Source organism: Haloarchaeobius caseinilyticus (genome assembly GCF_051207395.1).
In the GTDB taxonomy this organism is placed as follows: Archaea; Halobacteriota; Halobacteria; order Halobacteriales; family Natrialbaceae; genus Haloarchaeobius.
In genome coordinates, this window is sequence record NZ_JBPJZC010000001.1 from 1,657,355 (window position 1) to 1,674,852 (window position 17,498).

The 17,498-nt window shown below is 65.3% G+C and carries 14 protein-coding genes; 7 read left to right on the plus strand and 7 right to left on the minus strand.

The genetic code is table 11. The annotated features are described in order from the left end of the window. Window positions 1-348: 348 nt before the first annotated feature. Entirely contained in the window at window positions 349-1,233 is an 885-nt protein-coding gene (gene rio1, locus ACSC1P_RS08700) for a serine/threonine-protein kinase Rio1 (RefSeq protein WP_435359751.1), read from the plus strand. Between the two features lie 39 nt (window positions 1,234-1,272). Here rio1 and ACSC1P_RS08705 read toward each other — a convergent pair whose 3' ends face one another. Next, window positions 1,273-2,790 carry a DUF7282 domain-containing protein gene (locus ACSC1P_RS08705; protein WP_435359752.1) on the minus strand — a complete coding sequence of 506 codons (1,518 nt, stop codon included), beginning with the start codon at window positions 2,788-2,790 and terminating at the stop codon, window positions 1,273-1,275. Window positions 2,791-3,032: 242 nt separating this feature from the next. Here ACSC1P_RS08705 and ACSC1P_RS08710 point away from each other — a divergent pair, with 242 nt between their 5' ends. The 4 genes from ACSC1P_RS08710 to ACSC1P_RS08725 all read left to right on the plus strand — a co-directional run bounded on the left by ACSC1P_RS08710 (window position 3,033) and on the right by ACSC1P_RS08725 (window position 7,610). After that, a complete protein-coding gene (locus ACSC1P_RS08710) occupies window positions 3,033-4,259 on the plus strand; it encodes a tryptophan--tRNA ligase (protein ID WP_435359753.1) in 1,227 nt (408 codons plus the stop codon). 91 nt (window positions 4,260-4,350) lie between these two features. Continuing rightward, window positions 4,351-5,232 carry a winged helix-turn-helix domain-containing protein gene (locus ACSC1P_RS08715; RefSeq protein WP_435359754.1) on the plus strand — a complete coding sequence of 294 codons (882 nt, stop codon included), beginning with the start codon at window positions 4,351-4,353 and terminating at the stop codon, window positions 5,230-5,232. Window positions 5,233-5,264: 32 nt separating this feature from the next. Beyond that, entirely contained in the window at window positions 5,265-6,152 is an 888-nt protein-coding gene (locus ACSC1P_RS08720) for a winged helix-turn-helix domain-containing protein (protein WP_435359755.1), read from the plus strand. A 120-nt stretch (window positions 6,153-6,272) separates the two neighbouring features. Next, complete coding sequence (locus ACSC1P_RS08725; protein ID WP_435359756.1) at window positions 6,273-7,610, plus strand: MFS transporter; 1,338 nt, start codon at window positions 6,273-6,275, stop codon at window positions 7,608-7,610. 36 nt (window positions 7,611-7,646) lie between these two features. On the opposite strand, the gene eif1A is transcribed toward ACSC1P_RS08725, so the two are convergent. Next, on the minus strand, window positions 7,647-7,937 hold the full coding sequence (eif1A, locus tag ACSC1P_RS08730; RefSeq protein WP_435359757.1) for a translation initiation factor eIF-1A: 291 nt from the start codon (window positions 7,935-7,937) through the stop codon (window positions 7,647-7,649). Between the two features lie 343 nt (window positions 7,938-8,280). On the opposite strand from eif1A, the gene ACSC1P_RS08735 reads away from it, so the two are divergent. Then, entirely contained in the window at window positions 8,281-8,514 is a 234-nt protein-coding gene (locus ACSC1P_RS08735; protein WP_435359758.1) for a DUF7470 family protein, read from the plus strand. Between the two features lie 28 nt (window positions 8,515-8,542). Here the strand turns inward: ACSC1P_RS08735 and ACSC1P_RS08740 are convergent, their stop codons facing one another. After that, window positions 8,543-9,139: a GNAT family N-acetyltransferase gene (locus ACSC1P_RS08740; RefSeq protein WP_435359759.1), complete on the minus strand. Its 597-nt coding sequence runs from the start codon at window positions 9,137-9,139 to the stop codon at window positions 8,543-8,545. A gap of 99 nt (window positions 9,140-9,238) precedes the next feature. Between ACSC1P_RS08740 and ACSC1P_RS08745 the strand changes: the two genes are divergently transcribed. Beyond that, window positions 9,239-9,652 (plus strand): HIT family protein, encoded by a 414-nt coding sequence (locus ACSC1P_RS08745; RefSeq protein WP_435359760.1) that lies wholly within the window; start codon window positions 9,239-9,241, stop codon window positions 9,650-9,652. A 48-nt stretch (window positions 9,653-9,700) separates the two neighbouring features. Here the strand turns inward: ACSC1P_RS08745 and ACSC1P_RS08750 are convergent, their stop codons facing one another. From ACSC1P_RS08750 to ACSC1P_RS08765, 4 genes are all read right to left on the minus strand, one after another. Continuing rightward, on the minus strand, window positions 9,701-11,683 hold the full coding sequence (locus tag ACSC1P_RS08750; RefSeq protein WP_435359761.1) for a DUF460 domain-containing protein: 1,983 nt from the start codon (window positions 11,681-11,683) through the stop codon (window positions 9,701-9,703). A gap of 480 nt (window positions 11,684-12,163) precedes the next feature. Beyond that, window positions 12,164-13,177 (minus strand): AAA family ATPase, encoded by a 1,014-nt coding sequence (locus tag ACSC1P_RS08755; RefSeq protein WP_435359762.1) that lies wholly within the window; start codon window positions 13,175-13,177, stop codon window positions 12,164-12,166. Window positions 13,178-13,219: 42 nt separating this feature from the next. Further along, window positions 13,220-13,951: a cohesin domain-containing protein gene (locus tag ACSC1P_RS08760; protein WP_435359763.1), complete on the minus strand. Its 732-nt coding sequence runs from the start codon at window positions 13,949-13,951 to the stop codon at window positions 13,220-13,222. Between the two features lie 170 nt (window positions 13,952-14,121). Next, entirely contained in the window at window positions 14,122-17,292 is a 3,171-nt protein-coding gene (locus tag ACSC1P_RS08765) for a S8 family serine peptidase (protein ID WP_435359764.1), read from the minus strand. Window positions 17,293-17,498: the final 206 nt, after the last annotated feature.

The following is a 17,498-nucleotide window of genomic DNA, read 5'->3' on the forward strand; positions in this document are numbered from 1 at the left end:
TCGAGGACACGACTCCGTCGTGCAGGTTCCACGCTGTGTGACCTGCCTGAGGGCGTTGTTTGCGAATCAACCGGTCTGGCGCGCGCTGGCGAGTGTGCTTCGCGGAGCGAAGCCGCGAGCCGTAGCCGCGCGAGGGATGAGCAGAGCGAACGAAGTGAGCGAGGCGAATCGGATGGGGAGGTCGTGGCGAGGGGCGGGAGAGTCGGTGCGGTCGTGTTCCGCCGGCAGTCGTGACCTTCGGCCCGACCTCACCGCCAGCGACGACGACAGGAACGGAAAACACGAGAATTCACACAATCGACAGTCGATACCCATGCTTTTACGCGTCCGCACCCTTGCCACACACAGATGACAGAGGAGTACGGACTGGTCGAACCCGAGATGGTCGAGACCCCTGGCGACGAGTGGGAAGAGATAGACGTCTCTGACACCGAAGCCGACCGCATCGCCAGAAAGCGCGACCGCAAGTTCAACGAGTTCCGGAAACGCATCAAGGACGCCGACCAGTTCAAAGTCGAGGCGTCGGTGTTCGACGACGCGACCTACGCCGCACTGTACAAACTCGTACAGGACGGCTGGATAGACGCACTCGGTGGGCCGATTTCGACGGGCAAGGAGGCAAACGTCTACACCGCACTCGGTGGCGACCGCTCGGCCGAGGCACTGGACGAAGACGACCCCGAAGTCGCCATCAAGGCGTACCGCATCAACGCCTCCGACTTCCGCGACATGCGCGACTACCTCACCGGCGACCCGCGCTTCGAGGGCATCGGGTCGAAGAAGAAACAGGTCGTGCTGGCGTGGGTCCGCAAGGAGTTCGCGAACCTCGAACGCGCCCAGCGCGCCGGCATCAGGGTGCCAAAACCGCTCGCCGTCGAACGCAACATCCTCGTGATGGAGTACATCGGCGCGGAGGACGGCCGCGCCCGGCGACTCTCCGAGGTCAACATCGAGAATCCGCAGACGGCCTACGAGGTCGTCAGGGAGTACATGCGCCGACTGGAAGACTCGGGGCTGGTCCACGGCGACCTCTCTGAGTACAACATGGTCATCCACGAGGGCGAACTCGTCGTCATCGACCTCGGGCAGGCCGTGACGGTTCACCACCCGAACGCCGACGACTTCCTGCAGCGCGACTGCCGCAACGTGGCGAACTTCTTCTCGCGACAGGGCCTCGACGTGACGGGCGAGGAGCTGTACGAGTTCGTGACGGGCGGCGACGACGAAGAGTAGCGGACAGTTACAAGCAGGTTCGGCAGTAGTTCTCGGCAGTTACGCTCGCCGACGAGCGAGCAGCACCGCACCGACCAGCGCAGCGAGCGCGCCCAGTGCCGAGAGCGGGCCGAAGCCGGGCGTTCCGGCCCCAGACTCGTCTGCGGACGGTTCCGTGGTCGTCGTGAGCGTATCCTCGGTCGGCGGCGCAGATGTGGTCGTGGAGTCGCCAGACCCATCTGAAGACGTCGGTTGGGCCGTCGTGGTCGTCGTGTCACCTTCCGGGTTGACCATCGCGTCGTCGTCGACGAGTGCCCCGGCGTCGCGGTAGGGCACGTCCGCATCGTCGAGGTCACCGTTTCCGTTCAGGTCGCGGTACGCGGTCGCGCTGAAGGTCGACTCGGCGTCGACCGACGAAGCGAGTTCGAGGGTGAGGTTCGTCGTCTCACCGCGGTCGAGGAACTCGGAGACGGCGACGAGGTTGCCGTCCTGGCGGAGCGAGACGAAGCCACCGCGTGAGAGGGTCACCGACGAGACCGTCACCGTGTCGGTGGCGGTCTGGTCGTCGAGCGTGACCGAGGCCGTAGAGGGCACCACTTCGACTGGAACCTGAGCAGTCAAGTTCTGGTCCTCAGACGCGAGTTGGACCCAGAAGCGGCCCCCGTCGTCGGCGTAGGAGGCGTCGAAGGTGGTAGCGAACGTCGAACGAGTGTCGGTGCCAGCGTCCAGCGTCACGCCCCGCGTTTCGAGCGTCTCGTTCGTGGTCGCGTCGACGAACCGGACCGTGATGCGCTCGTCGGGTGCGAGTGTCGTCGCGCCCGTCACCTCGATGGGTGAGCGTGGTGAGACGAACAGCGTCCGGTTCTCGTCCCAGTTGTGGTAGTTCGTGTCGACGGTCGCCACGGCCGCGGTGACAGTCATCGGCTCACTCCGGGGTGTGTCACCGGCCTCGGGTGCGTGAGTGGCGACGAGCCTCGTACCGGGTTCGAGGCTCGCAGACTCACCACCGTCCTCGGGCGGCCCGCGCGTGACTCGCACGGCGTCGGTGTCGACGACGACGTGGTACGAGTCGGGGCCGTCCGCACGAACGACCGAGAGGTTCGCCTCGTCCGTGAGGTCAACGTACAGGCTATCACCCGTCTCGCTGCCTGCCTGTCGAAGTCGGAGTATTGGGTCGTCGGACTGCGCCGTGACGAACTTCGTGGGCAGGTCGGTTCCCGATGCGTCGTCGATAGCCGCCGAGAGGTCCGTCGACCGGACCGAGAGGACGAGTCGGTCACCGGCGACGACACAGCGGTCACCCGAACGATTCACACTGACCCGGTCGGGGAGTTCGGTCGTGTCGGTGTCACCAGCGACTGCGTGCAGCCGAACGACAGTCCCGTTCTGGGGTGTCTCACCCTCGTAGGGACCACAGTCGCCGGGGGGCACCGGGTCGGCCCCGAGGCGCTGCTGGTCTTCGAACGCTACATCGCCCACCGAATCGACGGTCTCCACCCCGGCCGCTACGGGTGCAGCGAAGACCGACACCGCACCGAGGCAGCAAACGACGAAGAGGACGTGTACGGTCCGTGTCATGAGGGACGTATTGTACTGGTATCGTGAAAAAGACGACACCAAGTTGCCAGCGAAACGGTCAAAGCCCCCGCCCGACTATCGGGAACTGATGTATTCCGCTCCCACCTGGCGGTGGCAGGCTCACTCGGGAGCGGACAGTGTCGCGTTCGGCGTCGACCCGGCGTAACCGGGTGGGCGGCGGCGCGGCGCTCCCTTCGTTCTCTCGTCGAACCGCTCGCTAGCCACCAGTCTCACCCACATCGATGCACGAGAACGAATCCACGACGGAACAGCACCGCACAGCAACTGACGACCACACTACCGCAGACGAACGGACAGCCGACGAGTACGCCGTCACTCCAGACAGCGTCTCGGGAACCGTCGACTACGACGAACTCCTGAAACAGTTCGGGGCCGACCGCCTCACCGACGAACAAGTCGCAGGGCTGCCCGACCATCCCGCCATCCGGCGCGACATCTACTACGCCGGCCGAAGCGTCGAAGACTACGTAACAGCGGCCAACGCCGGCGACCCGCACGCGGTCGTCACCGGTGTCGGCCCCTCGGGACCGCTCCACGTCGGCCACCTGCTCGTCTTCTCGCTGGCGAAGGAGTTACAAGACGAGACGGGCGCGACGCTCTACATCCCGCTCTCGGACGACGAGAAGTACTTCACCAGAGACCTCACCTACGACGAGATTTCGGGCTACACCCGGGACAACCTGCGCGACCTGCTCGCGTTCGGCTTCGACCCGGAGAAGACGCGCTTCGTCGTCGACACCGCCGACGCCGACGTGGTGTATCCGGTCGCCAGCGCGCTCGCGAAGCACCTCACGCAATCGACAGTCGAGGCGACGTATGGCCCACCCGACAACGTCGGGCAGTCGTTCTACCCCGCGGTGCAGGCGGCCCACCTCCTGCTGCCGCAACTGGTCGACGGCGCGCAGCCGACGCTCGTCCCGGTCGCAGTCGACCAGGACCCGCACGTCCGGGTCTGTCGGGACGTGGCGGCGAAAGAACGCTTCCCGGTACAGAAGCCGGGTGCGCTGCTCGGGAAGTTCCTGCCCGACCTCTCCGGGCCGGGCAAGATGTCCACGAGCGAGGGCGAGGCGACCATCTATCTCGACGACGACCGCGACACGGTCCGAGACAAGGTACTGACCCACGCCTTTTCCGGTGGTCGCTCCAGTCTCGACGAACACCGCGAGCACGGCGGCGACCCGGACGTGGACGTGGCGTTCCAGTTCTGTCGGTTCCTGTTCGAACCCGACGACGACGCGCTCGCCCGCCTCGAACGCGAGTACCGCGCCGGTGAACTGCTCTCCGGGGAGTTGAAGGAGTACGCCGCAGCGCGAATCGCCGACTACCTCGCTGCCCACCAGCGACGGAAAGCCGACCTCGGGCCGCTGAGCGAGGAACTGCCCGCCTACCGACTCACTGCCGACGAGCGGCGGCGGGCGCGCGCGGCTGTCGGCGTCGGCGAGCTGTGACCTGACCTGTCGGGGACACATCCCTGACTCGTCAGGGAGCGGCATCCACTGACACGATAACGCCATATCCCTCCGCTTCCTGATGTATCGCATGACTGCTGCGGAATCCACGAGCGACCTCTCCCACGGTGAGGCGTTCGCACTGCTGGGCAACGAGACACGAGTCGCCATCCTGCGAGAACTCTGGGAGGCCATGGGTGATGGGCCGCTCACGTTCTCCGAACTGCGAGAGCGCGTCGGCATGCGCGACTCGGGCCAGTTCAACTACCATCTGCACAAGCTGACCGACCACTTCGTTCGGAAGGTCGACGACGACGGCTACACGCTCCGCTTCGCCGGGGCGGCCGTCGTCGGGGCCATCCTCTCCGGTGCAATCGACCGCGCCAGCTTCGACGACCCGGTCCCGACCGATGGCGCGTGCCCGGACTGTGGTGGCACCCTCCAATTGACCTACGTCGACGAGCGAGCGACGCTCGGCTGTGCCGACTGTGCCTACCACGGTTCCGGGGCCTCGGTCCCCTCCGGCGTCTTCGCCGACCGCGAGCGCGAGCAGGCCCCAGCCATCTTCGACGGGTGGCTCCGCGCACAGGTGTCGGTCGTCGCCGAGGGCTTCTGCATGGCCTGTACCGGCCCGACGACGGCGCGAGTGCAGGTTGGCGACATCGACCACACGGGCTATGAGGAGGAAGAACCCCTCGTCGTCTACGAGTGCGGTCGCTGCAACGAGCGGGTACTCTCCTCGGTGCCAGAAGCGTTGCTGCGCGACCCGGCCGTCGTCGCGTTCCACCACGAACATGGCGTCGACCTCCGAACCGAGCCTTCGTGGGCGCTGCCGTGGCTACTCGGCGAGGTGACGGTCGTCTCGGCCGACCCGTTGCTCGTCTCGGTCGACGTGACCATCGGTGACGAAACACTCCGGCTGACAGTCGACGGGAAGGTGACCGTCGTCGAGGAGGAGCGGGTTTCGGCGTGAAGCGTCAAGTCCCCCCGAACCAGAGCAAGCGTATGGACGACACCGCGACACGGACGCCCGAAGCAGCCTACGGACTGGTCGCCAACGAGACCAGACTGGCCATCCTCCGGGCGCTCTGGGAAGCCGACGAGAAGTGCCTCAGTTTCTCCGAACTGCGTGATGCGGTCGGGATGAAAGACACCGGCCAGTTCAACTACCACCTCAGCAAACTCGTCGGAACCTTCATCGACCGTGTGGAATCCGACGACACGGACGACGATGGGGCGAGTGGTCGCGATGGCGGCTACGAAATCCGGTACGCCGGACTGGCCGTCCTCGGTGCCATCCTCTCTGGCGTGTACACCCGCGAGACCAGCGTCGGGCCGGTCCCAGTCGGTGCCGAGTGCATGGACTGCGGTGCGGGACTCGAAGCCCGGTACGAAGACGAACGAGCCACGGTCGCGTGTACGGACTGCGGCGAGCAGTTCATGGGCTACAGCCTCCCGCCGGGCGTGGTCGAGGGCCGCGACGGCGACGACCTGCCGGCCATCATCTCCGACTACCTCTACACCGTGATGACGCAGGTGACCGCGGGCTTCTGTCCCATCTGCACCGGCCAGATGGTGCCGGAACCGGTCGAGAAAGAACGCGGCTGGCACGCGGTCTACGACTGCGAACGCTGTGGGATGACCATCACCTCGACGCTGGCCGGTGCCGTCGTCGACCACCCCGCCGTCGTCGGCTTCCACTACGACCACGGCATCGACATGCGACGTGCGTTCGTCTGGGAACTCGACTGGTTCAGTCCCGAGAGCGCGACGGTCGTGAACGACGACCCGTGGCGGGCGACCATCGACTTCGCGTTCGCCGACGAGACGCTCACGGTCACGCTCGACGCTTCCCTCGAAGTCGTCGCCGTGGAGCGCGGGAAAGCAGTCTGAAGACGCGTCGACGGGGGTGCGGAAATGCTCGGAATCTGGACAGAAGAAAACATCTGTATTCGCCTGAACAGAAATGATATTCTGATTACCATTAATGGGCCGTAGTCCGTTCTCTCTCACATGCACGCACTCTTTCGCAACCGCGACTTCACGCGGTTGTTCGCCGGTCGCATCGTGACGAACGTGGGGGACAGCCTCTACTTCGTCGCCGCGATGTGGCTGGTGTATCGGCTCACCGGGAGCGCGGCGTACTCCGGCATCGCGGGCTTCCTCGTGATGGCACCCAGCGCGCTGCAGGCCTTCTTCGGTCCACTGGTCGACCGCTGGGACCTGCGACACATCCTCGTCCGGACGCAACTGATACAGGGGGTCGTCATCGCCGCCCTGCCGGTCGCACACTACTTCGGCTACCTGTCGGTGTGGCTCATCCTCACCGTCATGCCGCTACTGTCCCTCCTGAATCAACTCGTGTATCCGGCCAACAGCGCCCTGCTCCCCCGACTCGTCGAGGACGACGAACTCGTCACCGCGAACTCGTTGTTCTCGCTGGCGTACCAGGGCATCGACGCGGTGGCGAACGCTGCGGGCGGGGTGCTCATCGCCATCGTCGGGGCGACGACGCTGTTCATCGTCGATTCGGTGACGTTCGCCGCCGCAGCACTCCTGTTCGCGTCGATTCGGGTTCCCCCGGCCGACGACGAAGACGCCGAAGACGGTGACGATGTCCGCGTTTCGGCGGCCGACAGTGAACCGGGCGAGGCCGTCCCCGCAACCGACGGTGGACGGGACGCGCAGGAGTCAGGACAGCCTGACGGTGCGAGCAGTTACCTCGCCGACCTCACGGAAGGCATCGACTTCGTCCGTGGGACCGTGTTGGTCCCCATCCTCGTCGGTGCCGCACTCGTCAACTTCGCGGCCGGTGGCTCCGTGTTCGCATCGATGCCCGCCTTCGCCGACACGTTCGGTGGCGCACGCGCCTACGGCGTGCTGATGGCGGCCTTCGGCGTCGGTAGCTTCCTCGGGGCCCTCGTCGCCAGCCGGGTCGAAAATCAGCCGTTCGGTCGGCTCTCCGTCGTGTGCTTCGTCACGAGTGGCCTCGTCTGGCTCCTGTTCGTCTTCCTCGCAGCCAAGACCGGCAACCTCGGCCTGACCGCAGTCGTGTTCGCCCTCGCAGTGGTCCCCATCGGGGCCAGCAACGTCCTGCTCGCCGCGATGACCCAATCCATCGTCCCTGAGTCCCTGATGGGCCGCGTGTCGGCCGTCCTCGGGAGCGCTGCGTCGGTGTCCATCCCTATCGGCGCGCTCGTCGGTGGCACCCTCACCGAGGCTATCGGTCCCTACCCGCTGTTCGCGGCGACCGGCGTGTCGCTCCTGTTGCTCGGCGTGTACTGGTTGGCGAACGGTCGCCTCCGCACTATGCCCGCAGTCGCGGCGGTCGACACGCTCGCCGCTGACTGACCCTGTGATGAGTATCGAACGACTCGGAAAATCGAGCTACTGAATGTGTCCTTCCTGGCGCAACTGGTCAGCGTCTTGCTTCTCGTAGCGCCACTTGATGTCGGCCTTCTCGTCCTGCCAGTCCCACGGCTCGACGAGGACCACGTCGTCCTCGCGTATCCAGACGCGTTTTTGCATCTTCCCGGGGATTCGAGCGGTTCGCTCGACGCCGTCCGCACAGCGGACTTTCACGCGGTTGGCACCGAGCATGTTCGTGACCGTCGCGAACACCTCGTCGTCGTCGGGCATGCGAAGGTTCTTCCGGCCGCCTCCGTCGTTGTCGCTCATATGCGTCTGTATGGTACCCGACGTTTTTAAATCGACTGGGATTTTCTGCGAGGAAGTGACAGAGAGGCGGCAACGACCGCCGGAATCACCGTTTGGCGAGCGAGGCGACGCAGTTGCCTCGCCGTGAAGACCGCGGGGGCGCGCAACCGGATGGGGAGGACGTGGCCGGGGAGGTGGGAGGCGCGGTGCGGTCGTGTCCCGTCAGCAGTCGTGAACTGCGCGGCGAAGAAGACGACCGAGACGCTGCAAGCCAAAACAGCGTGTCGACGAAAATCCACACCGACTCACACATCCATCGACAGGAACCACGGGGTTTAATCGCCCAGCGCTCGCAGTCGCGGGCATGGCAGCAGACTCTTCGTCCGAATCGAGCGGTGCGGTCAGCAAGTACGGCAATATGCTGGGACTGTCCGGCTTCCTCGGCCTCCTGTTCATGGTCGGTGGCATCGCGTTCGTCGCCACCATCCACTGGGAAGTTGCCGTCGGCCTCGCCGTCTTCTTCATCGGTGCAGCTCTCATCGTCAAAGCACTCGTGGGCAACATGCTCTCCATGTTCGGCATGGGCGGCATGTTCTAACTCTGGAAGAACCGCTCGAACCCTACTTCTACTGCTGACTCTCGAAATACTGCTCACTCGTCACCGAATAGCGGTGGAAGTCCCGAATCTCGCCGTCTGGCGCGCGAAAGGCGTTGCGCCGGACACCGTCGTACTGGCCGCCGTGGGCCTCGACGTACTTCTCGATGGCGCGTTTGGAGTTCTCGTTGCCACCATGGTAGGTCGCGCCGACGACCTCCAGGTCCAGTCGCTCGAAGGCGAGTTCGTACAACGCCGCGGCGCGCTCGCCGGAGTAGCCCCGGCCCCAGAACGGCTTGTGGAGCCAGATGCCGAGTTCGGCCGCGCGCACGTCCCAGTGGAAGTGGAGGTTCGTCAGACCGGCGAACTCGCCCGCGTCGTCCTCGCCCTCGCGGGGGTAGACGACGTAGGTCGCCTGCTCGCGCTCGGCCCACTGCTGTTCGACCTCGTCGAGGTAGTCGTGGCTGTCCTTCGGCGTGTCGTGTGGCTCCCAGATGACGTACCGGCTGACTTCGTCCATGTGGGGCGCGCCAGCGCGCATGTGCTCGTACAGGTCCAGCGCGGAGAGGGTGTCGCGGCAACAGCGGACGAGTAAAAGGCGGTCTGTCCCGATGGTTTCGGGGAACATACACGACGGTCACCGGGAACGAATGTCAACGCTGGGGCAGCGTGTAAGTATCTCTCACACCGAGGGAACGACTACAAGTACCACCACCGACGTTCCCGCATGGACTGCACGTTTTGTGCCATCGTCGCGGGGAAGGCCGACGCCCTCGTCCTCGACGAGACCGACGAGACGCTGGCCTTCGCCCCACTCGACCCCTTTTCCGAGGGACACCTGCTGGTCGTCCCGAAGACCCACCACGAGAGTTTGTTCGATATCTCTGAGAATGCACTGCAGGCAGTCACGGCCCACGCCCGCCACGTCGCAACTCGCCTCCAACGCCACGGGTTCGACGGTGTGAACCTCCTCCATGACAGTGGGACGGCGGCGGGGCAGTCGGTCGGCCACTTCCACCTGCACGTCGCGCCTCGTCGCGCCGGGGACGGCCTGACGCTCTGGCCAGACAACGGATACGAGTCTCGGGGGACAGAGGAAGACTACGCGGCGGTCCGCGAGGCACTCGAGGCGGAGAACTGAGCGCGAAAGAGAGACCAGTCGGTCAGAACCGGCCCTAAATCGTCACCATCAGAACCGCCCAGTCCCGCGCTCGGCCCGGTGTTCGCTGATGAGGCGGTCGACCATCTCGGACTTCTGGTCCTTCTTGCGCATCTCGGCGAGTTTCTCCCAGTCCGAAATGACGTCGTTCACGTCCGAATCGCGAGCGACTGCGAGTTCGTCGACCTCCTGCATCGCGACGTCGTCGGCCGGACCGACCGGAATCCGGTGCTCGAACAGCACTTCGTCGGCGACCTCGGACAGGCCGCTGGAGCCGAGGAGGACGACGCGTGGCTGGTGCGCCACCAGTTTCTCGGCGGTCGTTCGGCCCGCGCCGGAGGCGTCACGCAGGAACACCACGTCACCTTTCGCTAGTCCGTAGCTTTCGTGGGCCTCCTCGATTGCGTCTCTGGTGAACTTGTCCACCGGTTTGACCGGCACGAGCCCCTTCTTCTTCTCGGACACGTCGGCGAAGTTCGAGTGATCGAGCTTCCACAGCTCTTTGAGCCGTTTAAGCTTCCCGTCGAGCGCGTCGATCTCCTCGTCTTTCTCGTCCAGTTTGCGCTCCAATGCCTTGTTCCGGCGTTCGAGGCGCGTGACCATTCGGGTCTTTCGCGCCTCGCTTCGGCCCTGTGAGCGGGCGCGGTCGAGGTTCGACTGGAGGTCGGCGATGCGGTCGTCCTTCGTCGCGACTGTGTCGTTCAGGTCGTCGATGTGACTTTCGAGGCGCTCGACCTGCCGTTCCAGCGTCTTGATGCGCTTTTCCTCGGCAGTGAGCTCGCGCGGGTCGTGTTCGTGCTCGTCCTCGTCGCCGTCGTCGGTCTCGGTCATGGCCGCGACGACCGCCTCCACTGACCCCTCGCCGTCGAGCACTTTCGCGGTGACCTCACCGCGGTCGAGTCGGGGCGGGACCTTCCGCGCGATGCGCTCGAACTGGTCCTCGTGGGCATCGTAGGCGAACAGCGCGGCCGCGAGTGCGTCACGCTCGTGGTCGTTGTCGTAGCCCGTTTCCCGAGTCCGGTGTTGTTTCTCGTCGATGGGCAGGTCGGAATCCGGTTCCCACGGAACCGCATCGAAGCTGGCGCGGACCTTCCCGACCGTGTTCGGCATCGGCGTCACGTCGGCGGCGACGATGACTGGCCGACCGCGTTCGACTACCCACTCGATGACGGCGGCGGTATCGGCAGTTCGAGTCGACAGTACGTCCAGTACCTCGCCGTCGAGGCTGACGATGGCGAGCGCCGTAGTCGTCCCGGGGTCCATCCCGACGATGACGTGGTCCCGGCGTTTCGCCAGTGGCTCGAACTCGATGCCGTCGCGTCGCTCGCGCTGAATCTCGACGCGCGTGTCGCCCGACCGATGGCGCGAGACCGGGATGTCCTGGGGTCGCGCGTGCACGGAGAAAATTGCGTTCGAGTAGCCGCCGTACTTCTCGGTCACGTCCATCTCGTAGTCGAGGCCGGCGTCTTTCAGTTCTGACTCGACCTCGCGAGCGTGGGTCTTTACGTTTCCGTGAATCCGGCGGGTGTAGCGGTCCTGACTCCAGCCGCCCTTGCCCGTCGAGCGCCCGCGTGAGACCTTCACCTGTGTCGTATCGGTGAAGGCCGTGACCTCGTGGCCGACGTTGGCCGCGGCGAGGTGGGCCGCCGCCTCGGCCTCTTTCATCGGGTCCTTCCCGTACGGGACGCCATGTCGCGAGGCGACTCTGGAGAGCGGTTCGGGCTGTTCCGCCCCTGTCACCTGCACGAGGCGTGTCTCGTCGGGGAGACTGCCGAGAAAGCGGACCAAATCGTCCTTGTCCTCGGCCAACTCGTACATGTTGTCGGTCGCCACGATGGCCGGTCGCTCGCTCTCGATGCGACGGCGGAGCTTTCGATAGGTGACCACGTCCCGTTCTATCTCGTCGTCACCCAAGACGACGAGTGCGTAGGAAGGTGCGTCACCGCGAACGTCCCCGCTCTGGATGTCGACGCCGAAGATGACTGCGTCGAGGGCGGTTGTACGCGCGCTCACGAACCCGGATAGGTCCAGCGCGAGTATAAACCTCCTGCCGACACGGATAAACGAGTTCCGCGCGACGACGTGGGCTTTCACGACCACTGTGGCGCGCGCTGACTCGTGTGGGCGAACGGATGTGAGGCCCGCGAGTCGTAGCCGCGCGAGGGATGAGTGGCGTGAGCGGAACAGCGTGAAGCGAGCGTCACGAATCGGTTGGGGAGGGTGTGGCTGCGGTGCGGTCGTGTACCGTCGTGATTCGTGACCGACTCTCCGACGCAACCAGCCAAAACGAAACCTGACCGACTCCACGACACAACCGACCAGAACACCGACAAGGACGTGGCACACGACTCACCTTTTACGTACGAAGCCGCGGCCAGCCACGCCGTGACGTAACCGTCGCCGTCGGGTGGCCGAGGCGGGTGCGCGGTTCACCCCCGACGGTGCTGTGCAGACTGAGAGAACCGCCTGTTCGCAAAATGAGACCAGAAACAGCTATCGAGAGACTCGTTCGCGGCCCAGTTCCGCCAACAGGTGCGAGAGGTGGACCCGGTCTGAGGTCCCGGTGTTCATGTCCACGTCGATTTCGCCAGCGAGTTCGTGGAGTCGCGCGAGGCGGTCGCCGTCGTAGCGTTTGCGCGCCACGCGCAGTATCGACGCCAGCACCTCGTTCCCGCTGTAGCCCTCGTCGACGAGCAGGTCGTCGAGCGTACTACGCGCGTCGGTGAACTCGCCAGCCTCGGCGTCGTCCAGCATCGACTGAATCGTCTCCTCGTCGCCCACGTCGCCGATGGTCTCGTAGGCGGTCTGCATCGTCACCTCGCCTTCGGTGGTGTGAACCGTCTGCGTCGCCAGAATCGCCTCGCGGAGGTTCCCCTCGGCGTAGCCCGCGACGAACTCCAGTCCGGCGTCCTCGTACTCGACTTCCTCGACCTCGACGATGCGTCGGAGCACGGCGACCGTCTCCTCGTTCGACGCGGCGCGCATCGAGACGGGGAAACAGCGTGAGCGAATCGGCGGGATGAGTTTCGTCGGCTGGCGCGTACAGATGACGAACTGCGTCGTCTTGTGGAACTGCTCCATCACCCGGCGAAGCGCCTGCTGGAAGTCCACGCGGATGTCCTCTGCGTTGTCGAGCACGACCGTCTTGTAGTGGCCCGAGACGGGCGCGTAGCTCGCGGACTCCTTGAGGACGTGGTTGATCATGTCCCGCTTCGAGAGGTCTGACTTCCCGACGAGGAACGCCGCGAACCGCGGGTCGTTCTTGATCTCGGTCTTGGTCCGACCGAAGAAGTCGGCGACGTTTATCTCGACGAGGTCGTTCTCGGGGTCCTCGTGTGCTTCCCGAGCGAGCGCGCGCACTGCGGCCGTCTTCCCGGCACCCGGTGGGCCGTGGAGGACGAGATTGATGGGTTCCGAGACGGCTTTGCCGAGGTAGTCGCGCACGTCGTCCTGCGGGAGGTCCGCGAGGTCGGGGGCGTGTACGTCGGTCCACAGTGGCGCGTCCATCGTCGCGGAGTATGTGAGCGCCGCCTAAGAATCGGTCGATTCTCAGGACGACTGCCGACCGAGAACGATGCCGGCGACGAGGACGATGGCACCACCCGCGATGAGCGCCGTCTGGGGAACCGACTCGGCCCCGACACCGCTCTCGCCGTCGCTGTCACCCTCGCCAGCGGCATCGCTGTCGTCGCTCCCCGTCTTCGCGGGGTCACTGTCGCCGTCGTCGTTCGCCTGCGAGTCGGCACCGTCGCCGTTGGCCTGCATCCCGTCGCTGCCTTCGACGGAGACGCGCTGTTCCTCGACAGAGACGGAGACGTGGTTGCCGTCGACGTCGTTGACTTTGGTGTCTTGCTCGACGAACTGGAGCGCGCTCTGGCCGCCGCTCCCGACCGCTTCGAAGGTGATGGTCGCGAGGACCGGGTCGTCGCTTCCCTGTGCCTGTGACTGGGTAATGAACACCCACCCGTCGTCGTTGTTCACGTTCTGGACCGGCCGCGCGTAGTCTGCGCCTTCGACGCTCGTGACCTGCACGACCGAGGGGTCGAACGTCAGGTTCGCCTGATAGCCGGCCACGTCGTCGCCGGTCGCAGTGAGTTGGACGGTGACGGTGCCGGAACCTGTGGCTTTCTCGGTCAACGAGAGCGTCGCGTCGCCGGCAGTTTCGGCCGTCGAGTCGGTGAAAGCGGCCCCAGCAGTGGCGGCCAGTGGCGTCGCCGCGAGGGCGACGCAGAGCGTGAACAAGAGTGCGATACGAGCGGTGTGTCTGGCGTGAGTCTGCATGGTGAATCGTGTGTTGTGGAGTGTGTCGCGTGGTGATTTCGTGTCGGGTCAGCGCGTGCCGAGTCGTGTGCGGCCATCGCGCCGTGGTCGCACGGTGCCCCGATGTAGGGCGGTACGGAAACCGCGGTCTGCTGTGTTTCAAAAAACCTCGCTGGAGCGAGGGTGGTTGGTTAGTTAACGATGCTGAGCGGCGTCGCGGCGGCGTGGACGAGGCGCGGGTCCTCGTTGCCGACGATGATCTGGAGGATCTCCGTTACGTCAGCGGAGGTGACCTGACCATCGCCGTTCATGTCGGCGCAGTTCGCGTTGAACGGCACCTCGATGTCGTCACCGACGATGTAGCGCTGGACGAGCGTCGCGTCGGCGGAGGTGACCTCGCCGTCCATGTTCACGTCACCGGCGGAACACGCGGCGACCGAGACCATACCGTTGTCCCAGTCGACGAGCGGCTCGGTGCCGTTCTCGTAGTTGACACCGGAGTCGGCGATGTTCCACCCGACGGTGGCGTCGTCGCCGCGCTCGCCCATCGTCACGTTGAATTCGAGTTCTGCGAAGACGGGGTCGTCGACGCCGTTGGCTTGCGCCTGGGCCATGTCGACCCAGCCCTCCTCGTTGTCGATGTTCGAGGCAGGGTCTGCGAAGTCGATGCCCGTCACGTCCGTGAGCTGGAGCTTGTCAGCGTCCCACGTCAGGTGTGCCTGGTAGCCGGCGACACCGTCGACGTCGGTCTTGACGCGGAGGTTGACCGTGCCGTCGGGCTGGACCGTCGCGTCAGTCACTTCCATCACACCTGCGGGTTCCGGGCTGTCCGCGGCCCAGACGACCGAGTTCGCGAGGATCTGGTCTGCCGTGTCCGTGTAGTCGCCGTTCGTCACGAAGGTCGTGCGACCGAGCGACGAGGCGAGGACGGTGCGGCGTTCCTCGGAGACGGAGAGTGCGTCACCGGCCATCCCGTCCTGGTCACCGACCGTGGCGATGGTCTGCGTGTCGCTCTGAGAGAACCACGTGTGGTCACCGTAGGAACCGGTGTGGATGTCGACCGCTTCGCCGGGGGCGGCGATGCCGTCGAGAATCGGGTGGGAGTCTGCCGCTTCGTAGACGACGGGCGGCGTGCCGAAGCCGTTCTCGTCCGTGCTGCCCGGGTCGTCGATGGCGGCCATGCGGGAGTCGATACCGTTACTGCCCGAACCCCACTGGTCGAGGTAGACGACACCGGTCAGCGGGCTTGCAGTCGCGTCGACGAACGCCTGTGCGTTCGACTCGTCGAGCGTCTGCACGACGAACGCGTCGTAGGAACCCATCTGTTCCATCGCTTCGCCCGACGTGAGCACGTCGACCTGATACTCTGCCGAAAGCGAGCCGTCGAGTGCGGCCTGCACGTCGCTGCCGAACTCTTCCTCGTCGTCGACGACACCGATGCGGACGAACTCCTCGAAGACGTCCGTCGGGCCGGTCTCTGCGGAGATGGACTCGCCCATGCCAGAGAAGGTGTGTGCGAGCGAGATGGTGCCGTTCGTGTCTGCAGTCGTCTCGACCGTGACGGTGACCTCACCGTCGACGGGTTCGTCGAACGTAATCGGTTCGCCGAAGGTCGCTTCCTCGCCGGCGACGAGCAGCGACGCGTCGGCGGCGTCGTAGTCGCCCTGCAGGTCGACCGTGAGCGATTCGAGGTTGGCGACGCGGACGGTGACGTTCACGTCGTCACCGGCCTGAATACCGGACGGCTGGCCGTCGACCACTTCGACGTCCAGTGCCGGCGAGAGCGAGAAGTCCTGCGTCGCGTAGCTGCCGTTCGGGACACTGACGGAGGCACTCGACGCCTCGTAGCCGAACGCGTCGGCGCTCACGTCGTACGTTCCCTCGGGGGCGATGACCGAGTATTCGCCCGCCGCGTTCGTCGAGGTGGACGCGCCACCGTCGATACTGACCGAGGCACCGGAGACGGCGTCGCCGCTCTGGGCGTCCGTCACCGTGCCGTTGATACCGCTGTCGAGTGCGACCAAGTCGGTCGCGTTCTTCACGTCGATGATACCCGCACCGTAGCGAGTGTCGTTCGCGTCCGGTTCATCGGCCGGCTTCCACGCCGTGTCGCGGAAGGCCGTGCGAATCTGCGAGTTCGAAAGCTGGTCACCGCCACCGGCGGCCGCTTCCATCAGCGCGATGGCGCCCGCGACGTGCGGTGCGGCCATCGAGGTGCCGTCGTACTGCGAGTAGCCGCCACCGGGGACGGCACTCTTGACGGAGACACCGGGTGCAGCCACGTCGGGCGAGATGTACGTGCTCGGCCACTCTTCGGGCGCGGCACTGCCCCACGCGGAGCTCGTGTCGATCTCCTCACCACTGGAGAAGCCGGCGATGCCGGCGGCCTCGTTCGAGGCACCGATAGCGAAGCTCTCGTAGACGTTACCGGGCGAACCGGAGTTGCCTGCACCGGAGTTACCGGAGGAGGCGACCACGATGGTGCCCGCTGCTTCGGCGTTCCGGACCGGGTCGATCATCTCGGTGAAGTAGCCGTTGGCACCGAGGCTCATCGAGACGACGTCAGCGTTCTCGGAGACGGCCCACTCCATCCCGCCGGCGACCTGTGCGAAGGAACCGCCACCAGCCGGGATGACGAGACCGTGCATCAGGTCGACGTTGGGTGCGACGCCGATGTACTCACCGCTGGCGTTGCCACCGGAGACGGTACCGGACGTGTGCGTCCCGTGCGTGTCCGTGTCGCGGGGCTCGGAGCCTTCGACGATGTTCCCGTCACCGTCGAACTCCGCCCAGCCACCGGGGTAGGTCGGGTCCGAGGAGTCCTCGGTGTAGAGGTCGATGTCGGGGTGGTCGATGTCGACACCCGTGTCGAGGACAGCCACCTTGACGCCCTCACCCATCGTGTCGTACTGGTCCCAGACCTTCGTCGCGTTGATCTGGTCGATACCGTACGTCGTGTCGTACGCCTGGCCAGACGGGCTGTCGGCGCTGCCAGTCGCAGTCGCCGACTCGGGCAGGGTCACGTCGAAGTTCGTGTGTAGCCGTTCGACGTGGCGGACCTTCGCGAGCGAGTCGAGGTCGACTTTCGACTTGTCGACTTCGAGCAAGACGGCGTTGGTGATCCAGAAGCGGTTCTTCACCGTGACGCCGTCGTGCTGTTTGGCCCACGTGAGAACCGACTGCTGGGTGTCCTGTGCCTGTCGCTGGAGCGCCGAAATCGTCGCCGTCCGACTCATCGAGGGACGCGTGTCCGCGTCTTCGAGTCGGGCGACGACCTCGACGGTCCCAGCTTGTCCTCGTAAGTCACTGGAGATGCTCGCGGTCGCCTCCGTCACCGCATCCGCATCGTACTGGTCATCCACCGATTCTACTGCGTCGTGTGTTGCCGCCCTCTCGTCAGCAGCAGCGACCCCCACGAAGGGAGCACCCGCTGAGAAAACCATCAGGCAAGCAAGCGTGAGTGCAAGCAGTTGTCGTTTCATCGAATGCAACTGCGAGTGAATACCTCGCAGTAAAACCGACGACAGTGCCAGTACACTAAGTTAATCTTGCGATACCAAGAATTTTA